Origin of the sequence: Synechococcus sp. MW101C3 (genome assembly GCF_002252635.1) — a bacterium.
In the GTDB taxonomy this organism is placed as follows: domain Bacteria; phylum Cyanobacteriota; class Cyanobacteriia; order PCC-6307; family Cyanobiaceae; genus MW101C3.
Window position 1 is genome coordinate 308,073 of record NZ_NQKX01000002.1, and the last position, 22,638, is coordinate 330,710.

A 22,638-nucleotide genomic window follows, 5' to 3' on the forward strand; every position below is an offset into this window, starting at 1 on the left:
TCCTTGTGTCCTGCTGGCAAACTGCGCTCACTTCGCCACAGCCCCTGATGCTTCAGCTGCGATCACCGCGCCTGCAACCATCGCGTCTGCAACCATCAGGTCTGCAGCGGCTGCGTCTGCGATCCCTGCTGGCGGCGGCTCCGGTGGTGCTGTCCCTGCTGCTGACCAGCTGCGCCAACGACGGCGGCGGCGGCGAAGGGGTGCAGAGCCAGAAGATGGACACGATCCGCAGCCGCAGCAAGCTCGTCTGCGGCGTGGATGGCAAGCTGCCGGGCTTCAGCTTCCTCGGCCCCGACGGCACCTACAGCGGCCTGGATGCCGACACCTGCCGGGCGGTGGCTGCCGCCGTGCTCGGCGATCCGTCGAAGGTGGAATACCGCGACCTCAACTCCAGTGAGCGCTTTGCGGCCCTCGCCAGCGGCGAGGTGGACATGCTGGCCCGCAACACCACCATGACCCTGAGCCGCGATTCAGCCGGCGGCAACGGCATTTCCTTCGGTCCCACCACCTTTTATGACGGTCAGGGCCTGATGGCCCCGGTGGCCAGCGGCATCAAGACCCTCAAGGATCTGGCCGGCAAGCCGATCTGCGTGGAGAGCGGCACCACCACCGAGCTCAACCTGGCTGATCGCATGCGCGAGCAGGGCATCGCCTACACCCCGCTCAAATTCCAGACTGGCGACCAGACCTACGCCGCCTACCTGGGCGGCCGCTGCGTGGCCGTGACCAGCGACCGTTCCCAGCTGGCCGCCAAGCGCAGCAGCTTCCCGCAGCCCGATGCCCACATCCTGCTGCCGGAAGTGATGAGCAAGGAACCGCTCACCCCCGCCACCGTCAACGGTGATCCCGCCTGGGCCGATGCCCTGCGCTGGACCGTCTTCGCCCTGTTCCAGGCGGAGGAGCTGGGCATCACCCAGGCCAACGTGGCCGCCAAGGTGGCGGAAGCCAAGGCCAACACCAACCTGGCCGACCTGCGCCGTTTCCTTGGCGTGGAAGGGGATTTCGGCAAGCAGCTGGGCCTGCCGGCGGATTTCGTGCCCAAGGCGATCGCTGCGGTGGGCAACTACGGCGAGATCTTCGAGCGCAATGTGGGCACCGGCTCCCCGCTCAAGCTCGAACGGGCCGAGAACCGGCAGTGGAAAGACGGTGGGCTGATCTACTCGCCGCCCTTCCGTTGAGCACCTCGCGATGAGCGACATCCAGCGGGTTCCCTGGTGGCGGGATCGGCGCGTGGTTCCCTGGTTGGTCCAGGGGGCTGTGGGGCTGGCGATCCTGGTGGTGATCGCCCTGCTGATGGGCAACCTGGTGCGCAACCTCACCGCCGCCGGGCTGCTGCTCACCTGGCGCTGGCTCGGGCAACCTTCGAGCTTCGATGTGGCCGAAAGCCTCATCCCCTTCGATGCCTCCATGCCCTACTGGCGGGTGTTGCTGGTGGGGCTGGTGAACAGCCTGCGGGCAATCGTGGTGGGCCTGGTGGGGGCCACGCTCCTGGGCACGGCGGTGGGCATGGCCGCCTTCAGCGGCAATGGCCTGCTGCGCCGCCTGGCGCGGGTATACGTGGAGGTGATCCGCAACATCCCGTTGCTGCTGCAGCTGCTGTTCTGGTATTTCGTGGTGTTCCTGGCGCTGCCGAACAGCACGGCGGCCCTGCAACTCCCTGGGGTAGTGCTCTCCAAATCGGGGCTGTATCTCGCCTGGTTTGCCGAGGGTTTCCGCTGGCAGGGGCCCACCCTGGTGAACGACGTCTGGCAGGCGCCGCTGCGCCTGTCGGTGGAGTTCTCGGCCCTGATCACCGGCCTGATCACCTACACCGGCGCCTTCGTGGCCGAGGTGGTGCGCGGCGGCATCGCCGCGGTGCCACGCGGGCAGTGGGAAGCGGCCACTTCCCTGGGCCTGCACTGGAGCGCCACGATGCGCAGGGTGGTGTTGCCCCAGGCGCTGCGGGTGATCGTGCCAGGGCTCAACAGCCAATACATCTCCCTGGCCAAAAACTCCGCCCTGGCGGTGGCGGTGGGCTACGCCGATCTTTATTCCGTCTCTGAAACCACCCTCAACCAGACGGGCCGCGCCCTGGAAGTGTTCCTGCTGCTGCTGGGCGCCTATCTGCTGATCGATCTGGTGATTTCGGTGCTGATGAACGGCGTCAACCAACTGGTGCAGATTCGCGAGCGCTGATGACCTCCTCCTTCTCCCCGCCGCTGCAGCCGCCCAGGCCCGCTCCCCCCTCCACCCGCCGTAGCTGGCGCGGGGCGCTGCGTCAGGAGCTGTTCGCCACTCCGCTCGACGGGGTGATCAGCGTGGTGCTGCTCGCTGCCCTGCTGGCCGCCGCGGTGGGCCTGTGGCAGTGGGCCTTCCGCCAGGCCCAGTGGGCGGTGATCCAGGCCAACACCACCCTCTTTGCCGTGGGGCGCTACCCGCTGCCGCAGCAATGGCGTCTCTGGCTGCTGGTGACCCTGGCGGCGGCCACGATCGGTGTGAGCTGGGGCCTGCTGCGCAGCCATCCGCGCGCCGATCGCACCGGCACGCTCTGGCCCTTCAACGACCTGGTGGCCATCGCCGTGCTGGCCTTTCTGGCCGCCTGGCTGCCGGCTGCGCTGAAGCTGCCGCTGCCCCTGCAGCTGCGCTGGTGGGCGATCACGGCGCTGCTGCTGATGCTGCGGGGAGTGTCTGGGCAGTGGGGGCGGCTGGTGCCGCGCCGACTGCTGCGCTTTCTGCCGCTGTTCTGGCCGGCGCTCTACCTGTTCGGGATGGTGCTGATCGCCGGCGGGCTGGGCGTTCCGCACGTGCCGCCGTCGGAGTGGGGCGGCCTGCTGCTCACGCTGCTGATGGCCAGCTTCGCCATCCTGCTCAGCTTCCCAATCGGCATCGTGGTGGCCCTGGGCCGCCGCAGCACCCTGCCGCTGCTGCGCTGGAGCTCGGTGCTTTACATCGAGTTCATCCGCGGCGCCCCGCTGATCACCCTGTTGTTCCTGGGGCAGAACATCCTCGGTTACATGCTTCCCGGCGGCTGGGCCCCCGACCGCGTCTGGCGGGCCGCCTGGGTGCTTACCTTCTTCTGCGGGGCCTATCTGGCGGAAGCTGTGCGCGCCGGACTGGCGGCGGTGCCCGTCGGACAGCTGGAGGCCGCCCGCTCCCTGGGGCTCTCGGTGCCGCAGGCCCTGCGGCATGTGGTGCTGCCCCAGGCCCTGCGCATCGCCCTGCCCGCCACGGTGGGGCAGTTCATCTCCCTGCTGCAGGACACCACCTTGCTGTCATTGATCGGCCTACTCGATCTGCTCGGTACCGCCCGTACGGTGATGGCCAATCCGGAATTCCTCGGCAAAAACGCCGAGGTGTACCTCACCCTTGCGGTGCTGTTCTGGTGCTGCTGCGCCGCCCTTGGCCTCGGCAGCCGGGCTCTGGAGCGCCGCCTCGATCCCTCCCACTCCCCCACCTGACCATGACCGCCAGTCAGCCGATGATCGAGGCCCGCGGGGTCCAGAAGTGGTACCCCAACGGCTTCCATGCCCTGCGCGGCGTGGATCTGAGCGTGAGCCGCGGCGAGGTGGTGGTGATCATGGGGCCCTCGGGCTCAGGCAAGAGCACCTTCATCCGCACCTTCAACGCCCTCGAAGACTTCCAGGAGGGCACGATCACCATCGATGGCATCGCCCTCTCCAACGACCTGCGCAACATCGATGCGATCCGCTGCGACACCGGCATGGTGTTCCAGCAGTTCAACCTCTTTCCTCATCTCACCGTGCTGGAGAACCTCACGCTGGCGCCGGTGGTGGTGCGCAAGCGGCGGAAGGCCGAGGTGGAGGCCCAGGCCCTGGGTCTGCTGGAGCGGGTGGGCATCGCCGAGCAGGCGGGCAAGTACCCCGGCCAGCTCTCCGGCGGCCAGCAGCAGCGGGTGGCGATCGCCCGCTCGCTGTGCATGGAACCGCGCATCCTGCTGTTCGATGAACCCACCAGCGCCCTCGACCCAGAGATGGTGGGGGAGGTGCTTGAGGTGATGCGCGCCCTCGCCGCCGACGGCATGACGATGGTGGTGGTGACCCACGAAATGGGCTTCGCGCGCGAGGTGGCGCACCGGGTGGTGCTGATGTCGGAGGGGCAGATCGTGGAGGAAGCGGCCCCCACCACCTTCTTCACCAACCCCCAGCACGAGCGCAGCCGTCAGTTCCTGGCCCAGATCCTCTGAGCGGTTCAGCCCAGCAGCCCGGCCCAGACGGCCAGCTGGCGGCCGGCGCCGATCAGGGCCGCCGTGAGGATCAGCCGGAGCACCGGCCAGCGCCAGCGCAGCAGGGCCACGGCCGCCGCCACCATCAGCGCCAGCGCCGCCGGATCGAAGCCACTGCCCGCGCCGTCGGGCCAGAGCACATGGCCGGCGAAGAACACCGCCAGGTTGGCGATCACGCCCACCACCGCGGCGGTGATCGCCGTGAGCGGCCCGCTGAGGCGGATGTCCTCGCGGCTGGCTTCCACCAAGGGCCCGCCCGCCAGGATGAACAGGAACGACGGCAGGAAGGTGAACCAGGTGACCGTGAGGCCCGCCAGCACGGCCAGTGGCAGGGCCGTGGCGGCAGCGGCAAGACTGGTGGCGGTGCCCGCAGCGAGGCTGTTGGCGGCGTCCGCGCTGAGATTGGCGAGCGCGGTGTTCCAGCCGCCCATGAAGCCCACGAAGGTCACCACCATGATCAAGGGCCCCGGTGTGGTTTCACCGAGGGCCAGGCCGTCGATCATCTGGCTGGCGCTCAGCCACTGGTGCTGTTCCACCGCCCCCTGAGCCACGTAGGGCAGCACCGCATAGGCGCCACCGAAACTGAACACGGCCACACGGCTGAAGAAACGGGCCATCGTGGCCAGCAGCCCATCCCAGCCACCCATGCCGCTCACCAACGCCAGCGGCAACGCCAGCGCGGCGAGCCCGGCCAGCAGGATCAAGGCCAGGCGGCGGCGATCGAAGCGGGCATGGTCGGGCGTGGGCGTGGCATCACCATGCAGTGGGGGCTGCTCGGCCACGGGCATGGCGGTGGTGTGTGCGCCTGGGCCCGGAGCAGCAGGCGGGGCATGGCCGGCCCGGTGGGGCGGGCTGAACAGCTGCGGACGCCAGCGACCGCCGAGCCAGCCGATCACGGCCGCCGTGGCCAGGATCGCGGGAAAGGGCAGCCGCAGCAGGGTGAGACCGGCGAAGGCCAGCACCGCCAGCGCCAACAGCACCGGGTTGTGCAGGGTGCGCCGCCCGAGCCGCCAGGCCGCCTGGATCACGATCGCCGTCACGGCCGGCTTGAGTGCCCAGAACACCGAAACCAGCAGCGGCAACTGCCCCCAGATGGCGTAGACCGCCGAGAGCAGGAGCAGCAGCAGCAGCGAGGGCAGGATGAACAGACTTCCCGCCACCAGGCCGCCGGGGATGCCGTGCATCAGCCAGCCGATGTAGGTGGCCAGCTGCTGGGCTTCCGGACCCGGCAGCACCATGGCGTAGTTGAGCGCGTGCAGAAAGCGCCGTTCCGAGAGCCAGCGGCGGCGCTCCACCACCTCGCTGTGCATCAGCGCCACCTGGCCGGCCGGCCCACCGAAACTGATCAGCCCCAGCTCCAGCCAGTAGCGGGCGGCCTGAGCGAACGGCACCGGCCGGGGACCGGAGTCGGGAGCCACAGACGGAGCTGTGGGGGGACCGGCAGGGGGCTCAGGCGGATGGGTGGCGGTGGTCATGGGGGCCAGCGCCGGCGGCGATCGGGGAAGCGCAGGCCCTTGGGTGCGGCAAAGCTAAGCGCCAGCCTGCCCCGGGGTGGGGAGATCGTCGGCGATCAGGTGCAGATCCACGTGGCGGCCCACCAGCCGCTGCTGCAGCTTCTCGGCCAGGGAGCGCCCCAGCAGCGAACGGCCCCGGGAGCGCGGCGCCTGGCCCATCACGATCTGGGTGATGCGGCGCTCGATGGCCACCCGGGCGATTGAATCGAGCACGTCGTCACTGTCGATGCGCAGGAACTCTCCGCCGAAGTCTTCACACAGCCGCTTGCACTCTTCCAGCAGGGCTGATTGATCCCGGGTCAGAAAGCTGTGGGGATTGAGCACGATCACCACCAGCAGAGGCGCATCCATGAAGCCGGCGAGGCGGGCGGCGCGACGTAGCAGCCGCCTGGAACCTGGATACATCGACAGGCAGACCAGCACCCGTTCACGCAGGGAGCTGTCGGGGGACGTCTCGTCGTCGACCCGGTCGGCCACTTCCCGCAGGGCAAGCTCCCGCAAGGCCACCAGGTTGCGGCGCTGGAAGAAATGGGCGAGTGCCTGGCCCACCTTCTCGCTGGCGTACACCTTGCCGTCGCGCAGGCGCTCCTGCAGCGTTTCGGGGGTGACATCCACCAGCACCACCTCATCGGCCCGCTCCAGCACCCGGTCCGGCAGCCGTTCGCGCACGGTCACGCCGGTCAGCTGGGCCACCAGATCGTTGAGGCTCTCCAGGTGCTGGATGTTCACGGTGGAGTACACATCCACCCCCGCCGCCAGCAGGTGCTCCACGTCCTGCCAGCGCTTGACCCGGTCGCTGCCGGGGGCGTTGGTGTGGGCCAGCTCGTCGACCAGCACCAGTTGCGGGCGCCTGGCCAGCAGCGCGGCCACATCAAGCTCCTCCAGCCACACCCCTTGGTGGTGGAGGCGGCGCAGCGGCACCCGTTCCAGGCCCTCGGCCTGGGCGGCGGTGTCCACTCGGCCATGGGTTTCGAGCACGCCGATCACCACATCGGTGCCGGCGCGGCGCATCTCGCGGCCCTCCTGGAGCATGCGGTAGGTCTTGCCGACCCCTGGTGCCATGCCGATGAACAGCTTGTGGCGGCCCCTGCCACTCTGCGAGCGAATCATCGGGTTGGGATCACGGCCAAAGGTTCAGGAGGAGCGGCGATCCAGTTCGAGGTTCAGCTGGAGCACGTTCACCCGCGGCTGCCCCAGCAGTCCAAAGGTACGTCCTTCGGTATGGCGCCGGATCAGCTGCCTCAGCTGCTCAGGACTGAGGTTTCTCTCGGCGCCCACCCGCTCGATCTGCTGGGCAGCCGCCGCGGGAGAGATGTGGGGATCAAGGCCGGAAGCTGAGCTGTAGAGAAGGTCGGGGGCCGGATCCTGCAGCCCGGCCACTTGCAACACCTGGGAGGCCTCGGTGATGCGCTTGACCAGATCCGGGTTGGTGGGCCCCAGGTTACTGGGGCTGGAAATCGGTGCGTCTCCGGTGCTGTAGCTGATGGCGCTGGGACGGCTCCAGAAGTAGCGATTGCTGGCGAAAGGCTGGCCGATCAAGGCCGATCCCAGCACCTGGTTGTTGACCCGCAGCAGGGAGCCATTGGCTTGGAAGGGGAACAGCCCCTGGCCGATCGCCAGCAGGGGCAGGGTATAGAGCACCACAGTGATGAGCCACAGCACTGCTGTGAGCCGGAGAGCACGGAGGGCATCGCGGAACAGTGTCATCAGAACTTCTCCGGTTGGATCATCACGGCGAACAGGTAGATCGAGAGCGCCACGGTGGCGCTCAACAGCACAGACAGCGCCCCGGCCTGCAGGGGCGGATGGAACAGGCGCAGGGGCGAGGAGGCCGCCACCGCTCCAACTGCGAGCAACAGAGGAAGCCAGAAGATGGGCTTGGTCAGGAACACAGCAGGGGCCTCAAATCAGGTGAAGGGAGGTAATGACCAGGTCAATCGCCTTGATGCCGATAAAGGGCACCGCCAGACCACCGAGGCCATAGACGAGCAGGTTGCGCTTCAGCAGTTCTTCGGCTGAATCCGGGCGGAAGGCCACTCCACGCAGGGCCAGAGGTACGAGCGCGGGAATGATCAGCGCGTTGAACACCATCGCCGAGAGGATGGCGGAATGGGGGGTCTCCAGGTGCATGAGATTCAGCGCCCCGAGGCCCACGCCACCGAACAAGGCTGGCAGGATCGCGAAGTATTTGGCCACGTCGTTAGCGATCGAGAAGGTGGTCAGCGCACCCCGGGTAATCAGCAGTTGCTTGCCGATGGTGACGATGTCGATCAGCTTGGTGGGATCGCTATCAAGGTCGACCATGTTGGCCGCCTCCTTGGCTGCCTGGGTACCGGAGTTCATCGCCACCCCCACATTGGCCTGGGCCAGAGCCGGGGCGTCATTGGTGCCGTCGCCGGTCATGGCCACCAACTTGCCCAGCCGTTGCTCCGCCTGGATCACACCGATCTTGTCTTCTGGGGTGGCTTCGGCGATGTAATCGTCGACCCCGGCCTCGCGGGCGATCACCCCTGCGGTGATCGGGTTGTCACCGGTGAGCATCACACTGCGAATGCCCATGCGCCGCAGCTGATCGAAGCGTTCGCGCATGCCCGGTTTGATGATGTCCTTGAGGTAGATCACCCCGTAGATCTCCGCGCCACGGCACACCGCCAGGGGGGTGCCCCCCAGACGGGACACCTGCTCGTAGGCGTGATCCAGCCCATCGGGCACCTGGCCGCCACGAGAGCGAACGAATCCCTTGATCGCATCCACCGCCCCCTTGCGCAGTTCTGTGCCGTCGGCCAGATCAGTGCCGCTCATGCGCGTGCGGGCGGAGAAATCGAGGCCGGTGGCGCCCACCGGATCAAACCCCGAACTGGCCCCCAGCTTCTCCGCCAGCCGCACGATCGACTTGCCCTCGGGAGTGGTGTCGAAACCGCTGGCACCGAGGGCAACCGTGGCGAGCTCCGCGTCGGTGTAGCCCCCCACCGGCAGGAACTCCTCGGCCAGGCGGTTGCCGAGGGTGATCGTGCCGGTCTTGTCGAGCACCAAGGTGTTGATGTCGCCGCAGGCTTCCACGGCGCGGCCGGAGGTGGCGATCACGTTGAACTGGGCCACCCTGTCCATGCCGGCGATGCCGATGGCACTGAGCAGACCACCGATCGTGGTGGGGATCAGGGCGACAAGCAGGGCCACCAGGATGACCACCGGCGTGGGACCTCCGATGTAGGCCGCCACCGGCGGAAGGGTGGCCACGGCGATCAGGAACACCTGGGTGAGCACAGCCAGCAGCACGGTGAGGGCGATCTCGTTTGGCGTGCGATTGCGCTCGGCCCCCTCCACCAGGGCGATCATGCGGTCGATGAAGCCCTGGCCAGGGTCGGCGGTGATCCGGATCGTGAGTTGGTCGGAGACCACCAGGGTGCCGCCGGTGACCGAGCTGGCCACATCGGAGCCGGCCTCCTTGAGCACGGGGGCGGATTCGCCGGTGATCGCCGATTCATCCACGGCGGCCACCCCAGCCACCACCTCCCCATCGGCGGGGATCAGCTCGCCGCTGCTGACCAGCACCTGGTCCCCTTTGCGCAGGCTGCTGGAATCCACCAGCGCCTCGCCGCCATCGGGCAGCTGGCGCCGGGCCTGGGTGCGGGCCTGGGTGCGGCGCAGGGCATCGGCCTGAGCCTTGCCCCGGCCTTCGGCCAGGGCTTCAGCCAGGTTGGCGAACAGCAGGGTGAACACCAGGATCGCCGCCAGGGCGGCATTGAAGCCCCGGCCGGGGGCGTCGGTGCTGATGCCGAACAGCTGAGGACTGGCCGTGGCGAGGAGGGTGACGATCGTGCCGCACCAGACGACGAACATCACCGGATTGCGCACGGTGAGACGTGGATCGAGTTTGCGGAACGATTCGACGATCGCCCGGCCCAGCAGCCCCTGGCTTTTGGGGCGTTCGGTGTAGCGGCGCTGGTCGCGGCGGCCCCGTGGCATGCGGGGAAAGAAGGGTTGCTGCAGAGACGTCATGGGATCCGAAAGGCGGTCAGCGAGGGATCGAGAAGGCTTCGGCAATCGGCCCCAGGGCCAGCACCGGGAAGAAGGTGAGGGCACCGAGGATCAGGATCACCACGGCGGTCACCACGGTGAACAGGCCTGTGTCGGTGGCCAGGGTGCCGTGGCTGGGCGGCACGGGCTGTTTGCGGGCGAAGCCGGCCGCCAGCAGCAGCAGGGCGATGAACGGCAGGTACCGGCCGCCCAGGAGGCTGACGACGGTGCTGAGGTTCCACCACACCGTGCCGTCGCCCAGGCCCTCGAAGCCACTGCCGTTGTTGGCCGCCGCCGAGGCGTACTCGTAAACCACCTGGCTGACGCCATGGAACCCGGGGTTGCTGATGCCCTGAAGGGCGGGGAAGCCAATGGTGATGGCGGCAGGCACCAGCACGAACACCGGGTGGATCAGCAGGATCAGGCTGCTGAACACCACCTCCGCTTTTTCCACCTTGCGTCCGAACAGTTCGGGGGTGCGCCCCACCATCAACCCGGTGAGGAACACCGTGAGGATCAGGAACACGAGCAGATAGGCCACGCCCGTGCCCTGGCCGCCGAACACCACCTGCAGGAACAGGTTGAACAAGGGCGCCAGGCCGCCGAGGGGCATGAGCGAATCCATGGCGGCGTTCACGGCTCCGGTCATCGAGCCGGTGGTCATGGTGGCGAACAGGGCAGAAACGGCGGCTCCAAAGCGCAGCTCCTTGCCCTCCAGGTTGGGGCCACTCAGCCAGGGAGCCAGCAGGGGGTTGCCGGCCTGCTCGGCCGTGATCGCCAGGATGGCCAGAGGCAGGAAAAGGCCTGTGACGAGCAGCAACAACAGAGTGGCCTGGCGCCTGTTGCCGAGGAAGCGGCCGAAGGCGTCGATCGTGGCGGCCGGGACGGCGAACATGGCCACCATCGCCAGCAGGTTGGTGAATGGATTCGGGTTTTCGAACGGATGGGCAGAGTTGGCCGTGAAGAAGCCGCCGCCGTTCTCGCCCAGCTGCTTGATCGCCTCGAAGCCAGCCACCGGGCCCCGCACCAGGATCTGGGTGGCGCCTTCGAGGGTGGGAAGCCTGACCGGGCCGCCCAGGGTCATCGGCACCCCGTTGATCAGCAGGATCAGGCCGAACACCAGGCTGATCGGCAGCAGCACCCGGGTGATCGAGCGGACCAGATCCCGGTTGAAGTTGCCAAGGGGCCGGCCACAGAGTCCGCGGATGAAGGCGAAGCCCACCGCCAGGCCCGTGGCGGCGGAGGTGAAGAACAGGAACTGGAGGGCTCCCAGCTGGGCCAGATCCCCCAGGCTCTGCTCGGGCACGTAGTGCTGCTGGTCGGTGTTGGTGAGAAAGGAGATGGCGGTGTGCAAGGCCGTGTCCCAGCGCATGCCAGGCAGGCCCTGGGGGTTGAGCCAGGAGGGCTGGAACAGCAACAGCAGAAAGGCCACCGCACCGAACAGGAGGTTGCTGAGCAGCAGGGGGCGCAGGTAGTCCCAGGCTTGCTCGGCCGGACGGCCCCGATCACCCACCCAGCGCAGCAGGGAGGTTTCCACGGGGTTCAGCCAGCCATCCAGGAGGGGCTGGGGACGGTCGTCGAACACCTGCCAGAGATGCCGACCGAGCAGTGGAGCCGATCCCAGCACAAGGGCGAGCAGCAGGGCGACCTGAATCCAGGCATTCATCAGCGGTAACGTCCGATTCGGAGGACAGATTCACTGTCGATGGCCCCCGCAGCATGACGCGACTAGCTGAGGGTATGGATTTGAATCGGCGATCCCTACCCGGCGGTATAGCGGCCCTGGCCTCACCTGGCGGTCAGGTGAGCGCGCTGACAGCCGTGGTGGCCCTGGTGGACGCCTTCACGCCCGTGCAGGTGGTGCTCGCCTATCTCTATGTGGTGCCGCTGATCGTGTTCAACGAAACCGCTCGGCCGGCGGAGCTCGGCCGCTACGCGGCGCTGACCTGCGGCCTCACCCTCGCCAATCTGCTGATCCCGGATGTCACTCCCTTCAGCGGCTTGGTGCTCACCAACCGGCTGCTGGTCTGCATCGCCCTGGTGCTCACCGCCCGCCAGTGCCTGCACATCCAGGGCCTGCAGCGTCAGCGACTGGAACTTCAGGGCCAGCTTGCCGTTGAAGACCTGCGCCATGATTTCGTCTCCACCCTGGCGCACGACCTCAAGACACCGATCCTGGGCACGATCGCCACCCTGCGCAGTCTGGCCAGCGCCAGCCAACGCCCCGATGGCGCGATGCTGGAGCGCACACTGGCCACGATCGAGCGGGGCCAGAGCCGCGCACTCGGCCAGATCCAGACCCTGCTGGAGGTCTACCGCAACGACGCCGAAGGGCTGCGGCTGCGGGTTGAGGCTGTTGAACTCACCGGCGTGGTTGAGGAGGTGATCCGGGAGCTCTCGGCACTCGCTGAGGAAAGGCAGCTCACCCTGCGGCTCGGTTTCGGTGAGGACGCCCTGTGGCACCCCCATCATTTGCGAGGGGATGGAGCCCAGCTCAGAAGGCTGGTGGAGAACCTGCTGCTCAATGCCATCCAGCACAGCCTGCGGGGCGGCCAGATCCAGGTGGTCTTGGAGAACCGGGGCGGCGGACACCGCCTGCGCATCGCCGATGGCGGACCTGGGGTCCCGGAACAGGACATTCCCAACCTGTTTCGGCGTTTCGCGAGGCTGTCGGAGGACCGGCCGGGCAGTGGACTGGGGCTCTACCTGTGCCGCCAGATCGTGAGCGCCCACGGGGGAACGATCGGCCTGCACAACCGGCCAGGCGGCGGCGCCGAAATTGAGGTGCTGTTGCCTGACGCCTCCATCGCTGCCGACATGGAGGGAGGCTGAACCCATGCGCGCCCTGGTGGTGGAAGACGACGAACTGTTCCGGTTGGGGCTGGAGGTCACGCTGCAGGGCTTCGCGGCAATCCACACGGTGACAGCCGTCAGCGACGGCGAGCAGGCTCTTGATCTGCTGCGTCATCAGACGTTCGACGTGATCCTGCTCGATCTGGGCCTTCCGGGTCTGGGGGGGTTGGAGACCTGCCGCCGCATGAGCGCCGAGCACGCGCAGATTCCCGTGCTGGTGATCACCAGCCAGGACGAACCCGCCTGGTGTCTGCGGATGGTGCGGGCCGGCGCCCGGGGCTACGTGCGCAAGGGAGTGGCGACCGCAGACCTGCTGCTCGCCATCCAGACGGTGCTGCGCGGCGCCTCCTGGTGGGACGCGGACGCCACCACGGCCCTGCGGGAGCTGGGTGCGGCAAGGGCGGAGGCAGGGGTCGATGGGGACAGCCACAAAGGAGACCCGCTGTCCATGCTCACCCCCCGAGAGCGGCAGGTGCTTGAGGCGATGGCCCGCGGGCTGAGCAACCAGGAAATCGCCACGGAACTGGGCATCACCCTGGGCACGGTGCGGGTCCATGGCCACGCGATCATGCAGAAGCTGGGGGTGGCCAACCGCACCCAGGCGGTGTTGAAGCTGCTTCCCAGGCAGGGCTCCAGAGGCTGATCCCGCCGCTCGCACAGAACGTGAGATGGATTCCCGCCGGGCCCAGTGTCACGGTTCGCCGTTGCTTGGGGTTATTCGGTGACCCTTGCTACCGGAAGCAAGGAGCTTCAGACACATTCTTTTAAAGCCATTTCCGGGTTAACCATTGTCGAAGTCAAGGATTCCAAACTCATATGGCGGAGCCTCCGCCATCGAAGCCGTTGATCGCTTCCGAGCGGGGCTCGTCGGGGATGTGCAGAACCCTCAACTGCGCCGTTTCGCCGTCTTCCTGCTTGCCGCCGGAGCCGGCTTGGTACCTCTGATGGCTGGATCAGCCCACGCGGCCCTCGCCAAGACACCCACCGACGGAGCCGACACCCTGTTGATGTTGATGGGATCGGCCCTGGTGTTGGTGATGACCCCGGGCCTGGCGTTCTTCTACGGGGGGTTCACCCGGGCCAAGAACGTGCTCAACACGATGATGATGAGCTTCTTCTGCATGGGGCTCGTCGGCGTTCTCTGGGTGGTGATCGGCTACAGCCTCTCCTTCGGCACAGGCTTCAACAGCCCCTTCATCGGTGGTCTGGAGTTCATGTGGCTCAACGGTGTGGGTGGTCCCCTGGGGGATGCTCCTCTGGCCGATGGCTTTGCCATCAGCGCCACCAGCTTTGCCCTCTTCCAGGGCATGTTCGCGATCATCACCCCAGCCCTGATCAGTGGCGCCCTTGTGGAGCGCATCAACTTCAAGGCCTGGTTCTGGTTTGTGCTGCTCTGGAGCCTTTTCATCTATTGCCCAATGTGCAAGATGGTGTGGGGCGGCGGATTCATCGGACCCTTCGGCTCCATCGGTGCCCTTGACTTCGCCGGCGGCACGGTCGTTCACATTTCCTCTGGTGTGGCGGCATTGGTATCTGCGGCCCTCATCGGTCCGCGCAACGTCTGGCCGGATAGAACCCGTCCCCCGCACAACGTTCCCTTTATTCTTTTGGGTGCTGGTCTGCTGTGGTTTGGCTGGTTTGGCTTCAATGGTGCCAGTTATTTCGCTGCCAAGGCTGCTGGATTCTCCTTCCTGACCACCACCACATCGGCATCAGCCGCCATGCTGACGTGGTGCCTGATTGAGTGGTTTAAGGGTGGCAAACCCACCGCAGTGGGTGCAGCCACAGGTGCCGTGGCAGGGCTTGTGGGAATCACTCCTGCTGCAGGATTCGTTTCGATGGGCTCATCAATCCTGATCGGAGCGCTTACTACAGTGGCCTGTTTCACGGCCATTCAGATCAAAGCCGCTATCAAGTTTGACGATTCCCTTGACACCTTCATGGTGCACGGCGTAGGTGGCACGGTGGGCGCTCTGCTCACAGGAATTCTCGCCGTCAAGGAGTATGTGCCCGCCGATTACTTCCCCCTCTCGGCGAAGATTCTTGAGGAGAGCGGTAATTTCGGCATGTTCATCGCCCAGCTCAAGGCTGTCGTCTTCTCCTATGTGTTCGTTGGCATTGGCACTGCCATCATCATCTGGATCATTGGAGCCACCGTTGGTCTCCGGGTCAGCGCAGAGGATGAAGAGCGCGGCATGGACATCGTCTCCCATGGAGAGGAGGCCTACGAGCCCATGACGAACTAGCATGGCTTTGGTAGGTTGTCCGGGTAGGTTGTCATGATTGGCCAGAACCAGCGCAAACCTGGTTCTGGCCTTTTCTTCTCAGGCATCCTCCGCTTCAGTCACCGATCTCCGTCGGGGCCCGAAGACCAAACTGCCTGTCACACAACATCACCACATCCATAAGCATGAAAAAAGTCGAAGCGATCATCCGCCCCGCCAAGATTGATGATGTGAAAACAGCCTTGGTGAATGCCGGAATCATCGGCATGACCATCACCGATGTGCGTGGATTTGGCAGACAGAAAGGCCAAGTGGAAACCTACCGCGGTGCGGAATACACCATTGAATTCATCACCAAGGTGAAGGTGGAAGTGGTCGTCGAAGACGACAAGGTGGACACCGTGATCGCCGCAATCTCAGGCCCTTCCCGCACCGGCGAAATCGGCGACGGCAAGATCTTCGTGCTTCCAGTGGAGGCCGTTGTGCGCATCCGCACGTCCGAATCAGGAGCGGCTGCGATCTAACGCTCTCCCCAAACCTGAGCGTACGATCTCGTCTGAAAGCGTCTGAGCCGACCCTTGACCAACGATCCACGCGGATCAGGCACCCAGTCGCTCAGACGCCTGCTGATCGGAGCCCCGCTTCCGACCAGCGCCCACGCCGAGGAACGGCTCACCAACGCCGAAGCTCTCGCCATCCTCAGCTCCGACGCTCTCTCCTCGGTGGCTTACGCCACCCAGGAGATCGTGCTGGTTCTGGCCATGGCTGGGGCTGCCGCCCTGCATTACACCCTGCCGATCACAGGGTTGATCGTGGCGTTGATGCTGGTGGTGGCGATCAGCTACCGGCAAACCATCAAGGCCTATCCCCACGGAGGTGGTTCCTACCGGGTGTCGCACGACAACCTCGGGGTGATCCCCGGCCTGTGCGCCGCCGCTTCGCTGTCGATCGATTACACGCTCACCGTGGCGGTGAGCACGGCGGCCGGGATCGCCGCCCTCACCTCCTATTTCCCCCTGCTCGACGGCCTGCGCGAACCGTTGTGCTTGGCAGCCGTGAGCTTGCTGATGCTCGCCAACCTGCGTGGCGTGCGCTCCACGGCCCGGCTGCTGAGCCTGCCCACCTTTCTGTTCATGGGAACGGTGTTCACCCTGGTGGTGGCTGGCCTGATCCAGTGGAGCCAGGGGTCGCTCACCGCTCTGCCGCTGGCCGAGCAGAGCCGGCTGCTGAACAGCGAGCACGGCGCCTCGCTGGCGGCGCTGGGGCCGGTGCTGCTGATGCGCGCCTTCAGCTCTGGCTGCGCTGCCCTCACCGGCATCGAGGCGATCAGCGACAGCGTGATGGCGTTCAAGCCGGTGGAGTGGCGCAACGCCCGCCGTGTGCTCACCGTGATGGTGATCCTGCTGGCGTTGATGTTCAGCGGCATCAGCGCCCTGGCCACCGAGCTGAGGCTGGTGGCGCAGGACACCGGCCCCACCCTCCTGTATCAGCTGGGAGAGCGCATCTTCGGCAATGGACCACTGCTGCTGCTGCTGCAGCTCACCACCCTGCTGATCCTGCTGCTGGCCGCCAACACCGCCTTCGCCGACTTTCCCCGCCTGGCCGCCTTCCTGGCCCAGGACGGATTCATGCCGCGCCAGCTCGCCTCCCTCGGCGACCGGCTCGTGTTCACCAACGGCATCGTGCTGCTGAGCAGCTTCGCGGCGGTGCTGTTGCTGGTGTTCGACGGCAGCGTCACCCGCTTGATCGCGCTGTACGCCGTGGGGGTGTTCGCCAGCTTCACGCTCTCCCAAGCCGGGATGGTGATGCATTGGTGGAGGGGGCGCAGCGCCGCCGAGGGCTGGCGAGGCAAGGCTCTGGTGAACGGGCTGGGCTGCCTGGTCACAGGTTTGGTGTGCGGCGTGCTGCTGTTCAGCAAGTTCACCGAGGGGGCCTGGCTGGTGGTGCTGGGCGTGCCGCTGCTGGTGAGCCTGTTTCTGGCGATCAAGACCCATTACGGCCGCATGGCCCGCCGCCTCGATCTCGGCCCCTTGGCCCCACTCAGCCTGCCGCCGGCCCCCGCCCAGGGCGGCACCCCGGTGGTGGTGCTGGTGGGCGCGCTCAACCACGGCAGTGCCGATGCGGTGTGTTATGCCCGCAGCATCGCCGGCCCCCTGGTAGCGGTGCATGTGGATCTCGATGGCAGCGGCGCCGAAGCCTTCCGCCAGCAATGGAGCCAGCGGCTGCCGCAGGTGCGGCTGGTGGTGTTGCCCTCCCCCTACCGCTCACTGGTGGATCCGATCACCTCCTTCGTGCACCGCTTCGAAGCGGAGCACAGCAAAGATCCCACCAGCTTCTGCACGGTGGTGCTGCCCGTGTACGTCACGCGCCGCCCCTGGGAGAAGTTGCTGCACAACCAGTCGGCGCTGAATCTGCGCCGGGCCCTGCGCAACGGCGGCACCCGCGTGGTGACCACCGTGGGCTTCTATCTCTGATGCCGCCCTGATCCCGCTCTGGGCCCGCCGGAATCTCCCTACCCTCGGCAGCAGCGCGTTCAGGCACTCGATCCCATCACCTCGATTTCCTTGCTCCTTCCAGCTCTGATCGCTCCCACCGCCCACCTCAGCCCTGGGGCGCTGTTCAGCCAGTCGTCGCTGTTCGGCTTTGGGATCGCCTTCAGCCCGCTGCACATCGCCGTGGTGGCGCTGCTGCTGCTGGGCCCTTTCCCGCTGCGGCGTTCCTTCGCCTACGTGAGCGGCTGGGCGATGGCCAACGGCCTGGCGATCCTCGCCCTGATGCTGGTGGGCGACCGCTTTTCCCTGGCCCTCAACCACGGCGAACAGGGGCAGGTGGCGATTGACCTGGTGGGGGCGGTGGCCCTGCTGGGCATCGGCCTGTTCCAGCTCACCCCGGCGGCCGAGCTCGGCCACGAGGGCATGGCGGTGAAGCTGCTCAACCAGTTGCCCGATGTGCGCACGCCGTTGCTGGTGCTGATCGGCGCCACCAGCGCCCTGCTGACGCCGGAAAACCTGGTGTTCTATCTCAAGGAAGCGGGCCTGCTGCTGGTGAACCAGCCAGGGGTGAGCCGCGATCTGGAACTCACCGGCGTATTCGTGCTGGTGGCCAGCTCCCTGCTGCTGCTGCCGCCGCTGGCGTGGATCGCCACCGGTGGCGGCATCCGCGAGCCGCTGCTGCAGGTGGAAGGCTGGCTGGTGCACCGGGCCGAATGGGTGGTCGGCGTGCTCGCCCTGCTGATCAGCGCCTACCTGGCCTGGGAAGGTCTGCACGGCCTGTGGATGCTGCACGGAGCCGCGCCGCTGTGATCGCGACCGAGCCGCTGAGCACCCTGTCGGCGGTGCTGGTGGCTCTGGCCCTGGTGATCGTGGTCTCGAAGCTGCTGGGGCGCCTGCTGGCCCACTTCGATCAGCCCGCGGTGATCGGCGAGATCCTGGGCGGCATCGTGCTGGGGCCCTCCTTGCTGGGGGCGCTGGCACCCCAGCTGCAGCAGGCGGTGTTTTCCGCGGCGGTGCTGCCCCAGCTCAACCTGCTCTCCCAGCTGGGCCTGATCCTGTTCATGTTTCTGGTGGGGCTGGAGGTGAACCCGGAGCATCTGCACGGCCGGTTGCGACTGGCGGCGCGAATTTCGCTGGCGGGCATCTTGCTGCCGCTGCTGCTCGGGGTGCTGCTGGCCGTTGGCCTGGAGAGCATGCTGCCAGGGCTGTTGCCGGGCGATCGCACCCTGCCGGGCCTGTTGTTCATGGGCACGGCGATGTCGATCACGGCCTTTCCGGTGCTGTCGCGACTGCTCAAGGAACGGGGGTTGCTGGGGCTGCCGCTCGGCCAGCTGGTGATCAGCTGCGCCGCCATCGACGACGTGGTCAGCTGGGTGCTGCTGGCGGCGGTGGTGTCGTTCACCCGCTCCGGATCGGTACTGGGCGCCCTGCCGGCATTGATCGGCACCCTGGCCTGGGCGCTGCTGCTGCTGCTGGGCCTCAGGCCGTTGATGCACCGGCTCGAGGAGCACTACCGGCGCGAGCGGCTGCTGAGCCCGATTCTGCTCTCATTGCTGTTCGCTGGAGCGATTCTCTCGGCCGTGATTACCGACTGGATCGGTGTGCACTACATCTTCGGGGCGTTTCTGTTCGGCCTGGCGCTGCCCCGCTACGGTCCGCTGCTGCGCCGCCTGCGGCTGCACATCGAGGATCTGGTGCTCACCTTGCTGCTGCCGGTGTTCTTCGCCATCAGCGGCCTCAACACCCGGATCGCGGACCTCGATCAGCCGCTGTTGTGGCTGGCCCTGATGGCGGTGCTGGCCGTGGCGATCGGCGGCAAGTTCATCGGCTGCTGGGCAATGGCCCGCCTGGGAGGGTTGCCCCCCCGGCAGGCCCAGGCGGTGGGCTGGCTGATGAACACCCGAGGGCTCACGGAACTGGTGATCCTCAACGTGGCCCTGAGCCTTGGGGTGATCAGCACCACCCTGTTCACGATGATGGTGGTGATGGCCTTGGTGACCACCGCCATGGCCTCTCCCCTGCTCACCCGGCTGGGGATCAGCCCGGCAGCATCACCCGGTTGATCACGTGCACGATGCCGTTGTCGCAGACGATGTCGGCGGAGAGCACGGAGGTATTCTTCACCTCGAAGGGCTCGGCGCAGCGGATCGGGATCGGGGCGCCCTCCAGGCTTTCCCAGCTGGGCTGATCCACCAGCTCACTGCGTCTGAAGGCGCCGGAAAGCACGTGGAACTTGAGGATGCGCGCGAGTTGGGGCGGGTTGTCCACCAGGGTCTGCACGGTGCCGGGCGGCAGGGCGGCGAAGGCGTCGTCCACCGGGGCGAAGACCGTGAAGGGGCCAGGGCTCTCCAAGGCTGCGGTGAGGCCGGCCACCTCCACCGCTGTGAGCAGGGTGGAAAACAGGCCGGCGCCTTTGGCGGTTTCGATGATGTTGGCCATGGCTGGGAGTCTCTAGCGGTAGTCCTGGGTTTGCACATCCCGGAGGCGGGCCTCAGGGCGGAGGAAGCGATCCATCTGGGCCTCGAAGAAGGCGCGGTTCGCCTTGAGGTGCTCCGGATCGGGATCATCGAGAGGGAACAGCAGGGCGCAGCGCAGCGCCTGGATCACCGCTGAGGTGACGTTGTACATGGAGCGCTGGAAGGTGATGCCCAGCTGCACGAGGATGTCGTCTTCACCGCGCTTGTGGTTGCGGTAGAGCTCCACCAGATAGGGCGGCAGGAAGTGGAGCATGTCCTGCATCAGCAGGGTGGGCGGGATGCCGGCTGAACCCACCGGGAACACATCGGCATAGAGGATGCCGTAGTGGAAATCCGCCTGCTCCGAAGGCACCTGATCAGCCTGGGCGTTGTAGCTCTTGGTGCCGCGGAAGGGGGCCGTGCGATAGAACACCGCCTCCACATAGGGGAGGGCCGCCTCATACAGCCAGGTGAAGCCTTCCGATTTGGGGATGATCTCGATGCATTCACCACCGATGTAAACGTGGTGATAGATCGGCCGGCCGGCCACGGCAAAAATGCCGTTCACCAGGAAATCCATGGCGGCTGGCACACCAGAGAAGCCCCCTTCATCGTAGATGTCGCTCATCTCGAAGAACACCGGCGCCATCACCTCCCAGAAGAGGCCAAGATTGGCGTAGTAGCTCATCTTGCGCACCTGCTCCAGGAACATCTCCGGGAACAGCTTGTGCAGGCCCAGCATCAGTGGGTTGCCTTTGAAGTAAGCGAGGATCGCCCGCTCGGCGTTGGCCTTGTAGGCGTCGCTCTCCAGGTAGTCGTAGAAGCGGCCGCCCATGCCCTGGTGCCAGAACATGGCATCCATACAGGCCTCCGCGAACTCCATGTTGATGCGGTCGTGCCAGAGGTGATGGAGCAGCTTCGGCAGCTTGCCGGCTTCGCCCTTCTCCATGAACTCCAGCAGCTCGGGATGGGCCGTGGCCGGCCCGCGCCAGATGCGCAGCTTGGAATCATCACCCGCGTAGGAATTGGGCAGATCCAGATACTCCTGACTCGGGAAATACTTGAACGCCGGCAGGGGATCGAGGAACACCCGCTCGGCGATGTAGAGCAGGTCGCGCCAGTAGAAATCCATCGGCACGGCATAGGCCTTGTAGATGCCGATGATCTGCATCAGGTTTTCCGGCGTATCCGGCAGCATCGAGCCGCCGGCTTCGAGCCGCTGCACCACCTCAGCGAAGGGGTGGGTGGAAGGCGGCAGGGCGGTGGCGGGAGTGGTGACGGTCATGGCCGGAGAGCCAGCGAGGTGGGCAGGTGCAGGGGCGCCAGCGGGGCGTGGAACGCTGGGGTCGTCAGTGAAGGCAGGGTGGCGAGCGTTGGCAGGGCTGGGCTCGGGGCAGCCATCGCCAGGGCGTTGATCGGCGGGCGGGAGAGGGCGAGGGCGCTGGTGGTGTCCTCACTCCAGCCCAGCAGGATCTGGGGCCAGAGGCCCGCCAGGATCACCAGGAAGGAGAGGGCCAGGGCCGGCAGCCGCTCCACCCAGGTGGTGCTCACGTAGTCGGCGGTCTTGTTGTCGAGGCGGCCGAAGCCCACCCGGTTGAACAGGCGCACCGCATACACGGCCGTGAGGCCCGAGGCCAGGATGCAACCGATCGTGGGCAGCGGAAACACCGGCCAGCTGCCCTGGAACACCACCATCTCCGCCAGGAAGCCTGCCTGGCCGGGCACACCTGCCGCTGCCATCAGGGCCAGCAGCAGCAGGCCGAGGGTGAAGGGCAGGCCCCGGCTGGGGTTCATCAGGCCGGAGAGGGCGGCGATCTCGGTGGTGCCCGTTTTCGCCTCGATCTTGCCGACCAGGCAGAACAGCAGGGCCACGATCATGCCCTGGGCGAGGATCTGTGCGATCGCCCCCTGCAGGCTCAACGGCGTGGCGGCGGCCAGGGCCAGCACCAGCAGGCCCATGTGGCCCAGGGCACTGAAGGCCACCAGGCGGCGCATGTCCGTCTGGGCGATGGCATTGAGGGCCCCATACAAGGCGCTGACCATGCCGACCACGGCAATCCACGGCGACCACTCGGCCCAGGTGTCGCCCAGCATGCCGATGCCGAAGCGCAGCAGGCCATAGGCACCCAGCTTCGAGACCACCCCGGCCAGCTGCATGGCCACGGGCGTGGAGGCCTGGCTGTAGGTGAGCGGCTGCCACCCGTGCAGCGGAAAGATCGGCATCTTGAGGCCGAAGGCGAGCAGAAGCAGGGCCAGGATCCAGCGCTCCGCCCCCTCCGGCAGCACCGCCTGGGCCATGTCGGCATAGGCGAAGCTGAAGCCATTGCGGTTGAGCAGGGCCAGGGCCAGCACGCCCGCCAGCAGGGCCATCCCCGACACCGCGCCATACATCAGATAGCGAATCGCAGCGGTGGCACGCCGCTCACCCCCCCACACCGCCACCAGCAGGGTGGTGGGGATCAGCGTGATCTCGTAGGCCAGCACGAACAGCAGACCGTTGCAGGCCAGGAAGGCCCCTGTGAGGCCCACGTTGGTGGCCAGCACCATGGCGTAGAAGAAGCGCCGCCGCGGCTGGCTGATCGGCGTGGCGAACACCGCCATGAAGGAGAGCAGGGCGGTGAGGCCGGCCAGTGGCAGCGACAGGCCATCAAGGCCCAGGTGAAGCTCCAGGCCGAGCTGGGGCAGCCAGACCTGGCGAAGCTCCGGCACCGGATGGCCCGCCAGCCACAGCAGCATCAGCAGCTGCACCGCCGGAGCGAACACCGCCACCCGACGGGGCCAGGGCCCCGGCAAGGGGGCGAGACAGAGCAGCAGCACAGCCGCCAGGGGAAGCAGCAGAAGGGTGAGCAGCATGGGAGA

Annotated in this window: 20 protein-coding genes; 11 read left to right on the forward strand and 9 right to left on the reverse strand. The window is 66.8% G+C overall.

Features of this window, described 5'->3' with window-relative positions; genetic code table 11:
* The first annotated feature begins 47 nt into the window (after positions 1-47).
* From CJZ80_RS03760 to CJZ80_RS03775, 4 genes are read left to right on the forward strand one after another with little or no spacing between them, the layout of a single operon-like run.
* The gene (locus CJZ80_RS03760; protein WP_233132778.1) at positions 48-1,178 is read left to right on the forward strand and encodes an amino acid ABC transporter substrate-binding protein; all 1,131 of its coding nucleotides are present in this window, start codon (positions 48-50) and stop codon (positions 1,176-1,178) included.
* Positions 1,179-1,188: 10 nt separating this feature from the next.
* Positions 1,189-2,175, forward strand: coding sequence for an ABC transporter permease subunit (locus CJZ80_RS03765; protein WP_094510714.1), 987 nt, complete (start codon positions 1,189-1,191; stop codon positions 2,173-2,175).
* The gene (locus CJZ80_RS03770; protein WP_094510715.1) at positions 2,175-3,437 is read left to right on the forward strand and encodes an amino acid ABC transporter permease; all 1,263 of its coding nucleotides are present in this window, start codon (positions 2,175-2,177) and stop codon (positions 3,435-3,437) included. Before CJZ80_RS03765 ends, CJZ80_RS03770 begins: the two co-directional genes overlap by 1 nt.
* A 2-nt stretch (positions 3,438-3,439) precedes the next feature.
* Positions 3,440-4,183 carry an amino acid ABC transporter ATP-binding protein gene (locus CJZ80_RS03775; RefSeq protein ID WP_094510716.1) on the forward strand — a complete coding sequence of 248 codons (744 nt, stop codon included), beginning with the start codon at positions 3,440-3,442 and terminating at the stop codon, positions 4,181-4,183.
* Between the two features lie 5 nt (positions 4,184-4,188).
* Here CJZ80_RS03775 and chrA read toward each other — a convergent pair whose 3' ends face one another.
* From chrA to kdpA, 6 genes are read right to left on the reverse strand one after another with little or no spacing between them, the layout of a single operon-like run.
* Entirely contained in the window at positions 4,189-5,697 is a 1,509-nt protein-coding gene (gene chrA, locus CJZ80_RS03780) for a chromate efflux transporter (protein WP_094510717.1), read from the reverse strand.
* A 54-nt stretch (positions 5,698-5,751) separates the two neighbouring features.
* Positions 5,752-6,846 carry a histidine kinase gene (locus CJZ80_RS03785; protein WP_094510718.1) on the reverse strand — a complete coding sequence of 365 codons (1,095 nt, stop codon included), beginning with the start codon at positions 6,844-6,846 and terminating at the stop codon, positions 5,752-5,754.
* 24 nt (positions 6,847-6,870) lie between these two features.
* Positions 6,871-7,437 (reverse strand): K(+)-transporting ATPase subunit C, encoded by a 567-nt coding sequence (kdpC, locus tag CJZ80_RS03790; RefSeq protein WP_198948229.1) that lies wholly within the window; start codon positions 7,435-7,437, stop codon positions 6,871-6,873.
* 5 nt (positions 7,438-7,442) lie between these two features.
* Positions 7,443-7,592 carry a potassium-transporting ATPase subunit F gene (locus CJZ80_RS03795; protein ID WP_233132779.1) on the reverse strand — a complete coding sequence of 50 codons (150 nt, stop codon included), beginning with the start codon at positions 7,590-7,592 and terminating at the stop codon, positions 7,443-7,445.
* A gap of 46 nt (positions 7,593-7,638) precedes the next feature.
* Positions 7,639-9,735 carry a potassium-transporting ATPase subunit KdpB gene (gene kdpB, locus CJZ80_RS03800; RefSeq protein WP_094510721.1) on the reverse strand — a complete coding sequence of 699 codons (2,097 nt, stop codon included), beginning with the start codon at positions 9,733-9,735 and terminating at the stop codon, positions 7,639-7,641.
* Between the two features lie 16 nt (positions 9,736-9,751).
* Entirely contained in the window at positions 9,752-11,422 is a 1,671-nt protein-coding gene (gene kdpA, locus CJZ80_RS03805) for a potassium-transporting ATPase subunit KdpA (RefSeq protein ID WP_198948230.1), read from the reverse strand.
* A 134-nt stretch (positions 11,423-11,556) separates the two neighbouring features.
* Between kdpA and CJZ80_RS03810 the strand changes: the two genes are divergently transcribed.
* From CJZ80_RS03810 to CJZ80_RS03840, 7 genes are all read left to right on the forward strand, one after another.
* On the forward strand, positions 11,557-12,585 hold the full coding sequence (locus CJZ80_RS03810; protein ID WP_158217415.1) for a sensor histidine kinase KdpD: 1,029 nt from the start codon (positions 11,557-11,559) through the stop codon (positions 12,583-12,585).
* A 4-nt stretch (positions 12,586-12,589) separates the two neighbouring features.
* Positions 12,590-13,249, forward strand: coding sequence for a response regulator transcription factor (locus CJZ80_RS03815; protein ID WP_094510724.1), 660 nt, complete (start codon positions 12,590-12,592; stop codon positions 13,247-13,249).
* 301 nt (positions 13,250-13,550) lie between these two features.
* Entirely contained in the window at positions 13,551-14,852 is a 1,302-nt protein-coding gene (locus CJZ80_RS03820) for an ammonium transporter (RefSeq protein WP_094510799.1), read from the forward strand.
* 164 nt (positions 14,853-15,016) lie between these two features.
* Positions 15,017-15,355 carry a P-II family nitrogen regulator gene (locus tag CJZ80_RS03825; protein ID WP_094510725.1) on the forward strand — a complete coding sequence of 113 codons (339 nt, stop codon included), beginning with the start codon at positions 15,017-15,019 and terminating at the stop codon, positions 15,353-15,355.
* Positions 15,356-15,409: 54 nt separating this feature from the next.
* On the forward strand, positions 15,410-17,305 hold the full coding sequence (locus CJZ80_RS03830) for an APC family permease (RefSeq protein WP_094510726.1): 1,896 nt from the start codon (positions 15,410-15,412) through the stop codon (positions 17,303-17,305).
* Between the two features lie 90 nt (positions 17,306-17,395).
* Positions 17,396-18,133 carry a GAP family protein gene (locus tag CJZ80_RS03835; protein ID WP_094510727.1) on the forward strand — a complete coding sequence of 246 codons (738 nt, stop codon included), beginning with the start codon at positions 17,396-17,398 and terminating at the stop codon, positions 18,131-18,133.
* Positions 18,130-19,386, forward strand: coding sequence for a cation:proton antiporter (locus CJZ80_RS03840; RefSeq protein ID WP_158217416.1), 1,257 nt, complete (start codon positions 18,130-18,132; stop codon positions 19,384-19,386). Before CJZ80_RS03835 ends, CJZ80_RS03840 begins: the two co-directional genes overlap by 4 nt.
* Here CJZ80_RS03840 and CJZ80_RS03845 read toward each other — a convergent pair.
* The 3 genes from CJZ80_RS03845 to CJZ80_RS03855 are packed head-to-tail and all read right to left on the reverse strand — an operon-like array spanning position 19,361 to position 22,632.
* Positions 19,361-19,762 (reverse strand): fasciclin domain-containing protein, encoded by a 402-nt coding sequence (locus CJZ80_RS03845; protein WP_094510729.1) that lies wholly within the window; start codon positions 19,760-19,762, stop codon positions 19,361-19,363. The two genes, CJZ80_RS03840 and CJZ80_RS03845, sit on opposite strands and share 26 nt — an antisense overlap.
* Positions 19,763-19,774: 12 nt before the next feature.
* The gene (locus CJZ80_RS03850) at positions 19,775-21,064 is read right to left on the reverse strand and encodes a CO2 hydration protein (RefSeq protein ID WP_094510730.1); all 1,290 of its coding nucleotides are present in this window, start codon (positions 21,062-21,064) and stop codon (positions 19,775-19,777) included.
* The gene (locus tag CJZ80_RS03855) at positions 21,061-22,632 is read right to left on the reverse strand and encodes an NADH-quinone oxidoreductase subunit M (protein WP_094510731.1); all 1,572 of its coding nucleotides are present in this window, start codon (positions 22,630-22,632) and stop codon (positions 21,061-21,063) included. Before CJZ80_RS03855 ends, CJZ80_RS03850 begins: the two co-directional genes overlap by 4 nt.
* Positions 22,633-22,638 lie beyond the last annotated feature (6 nt).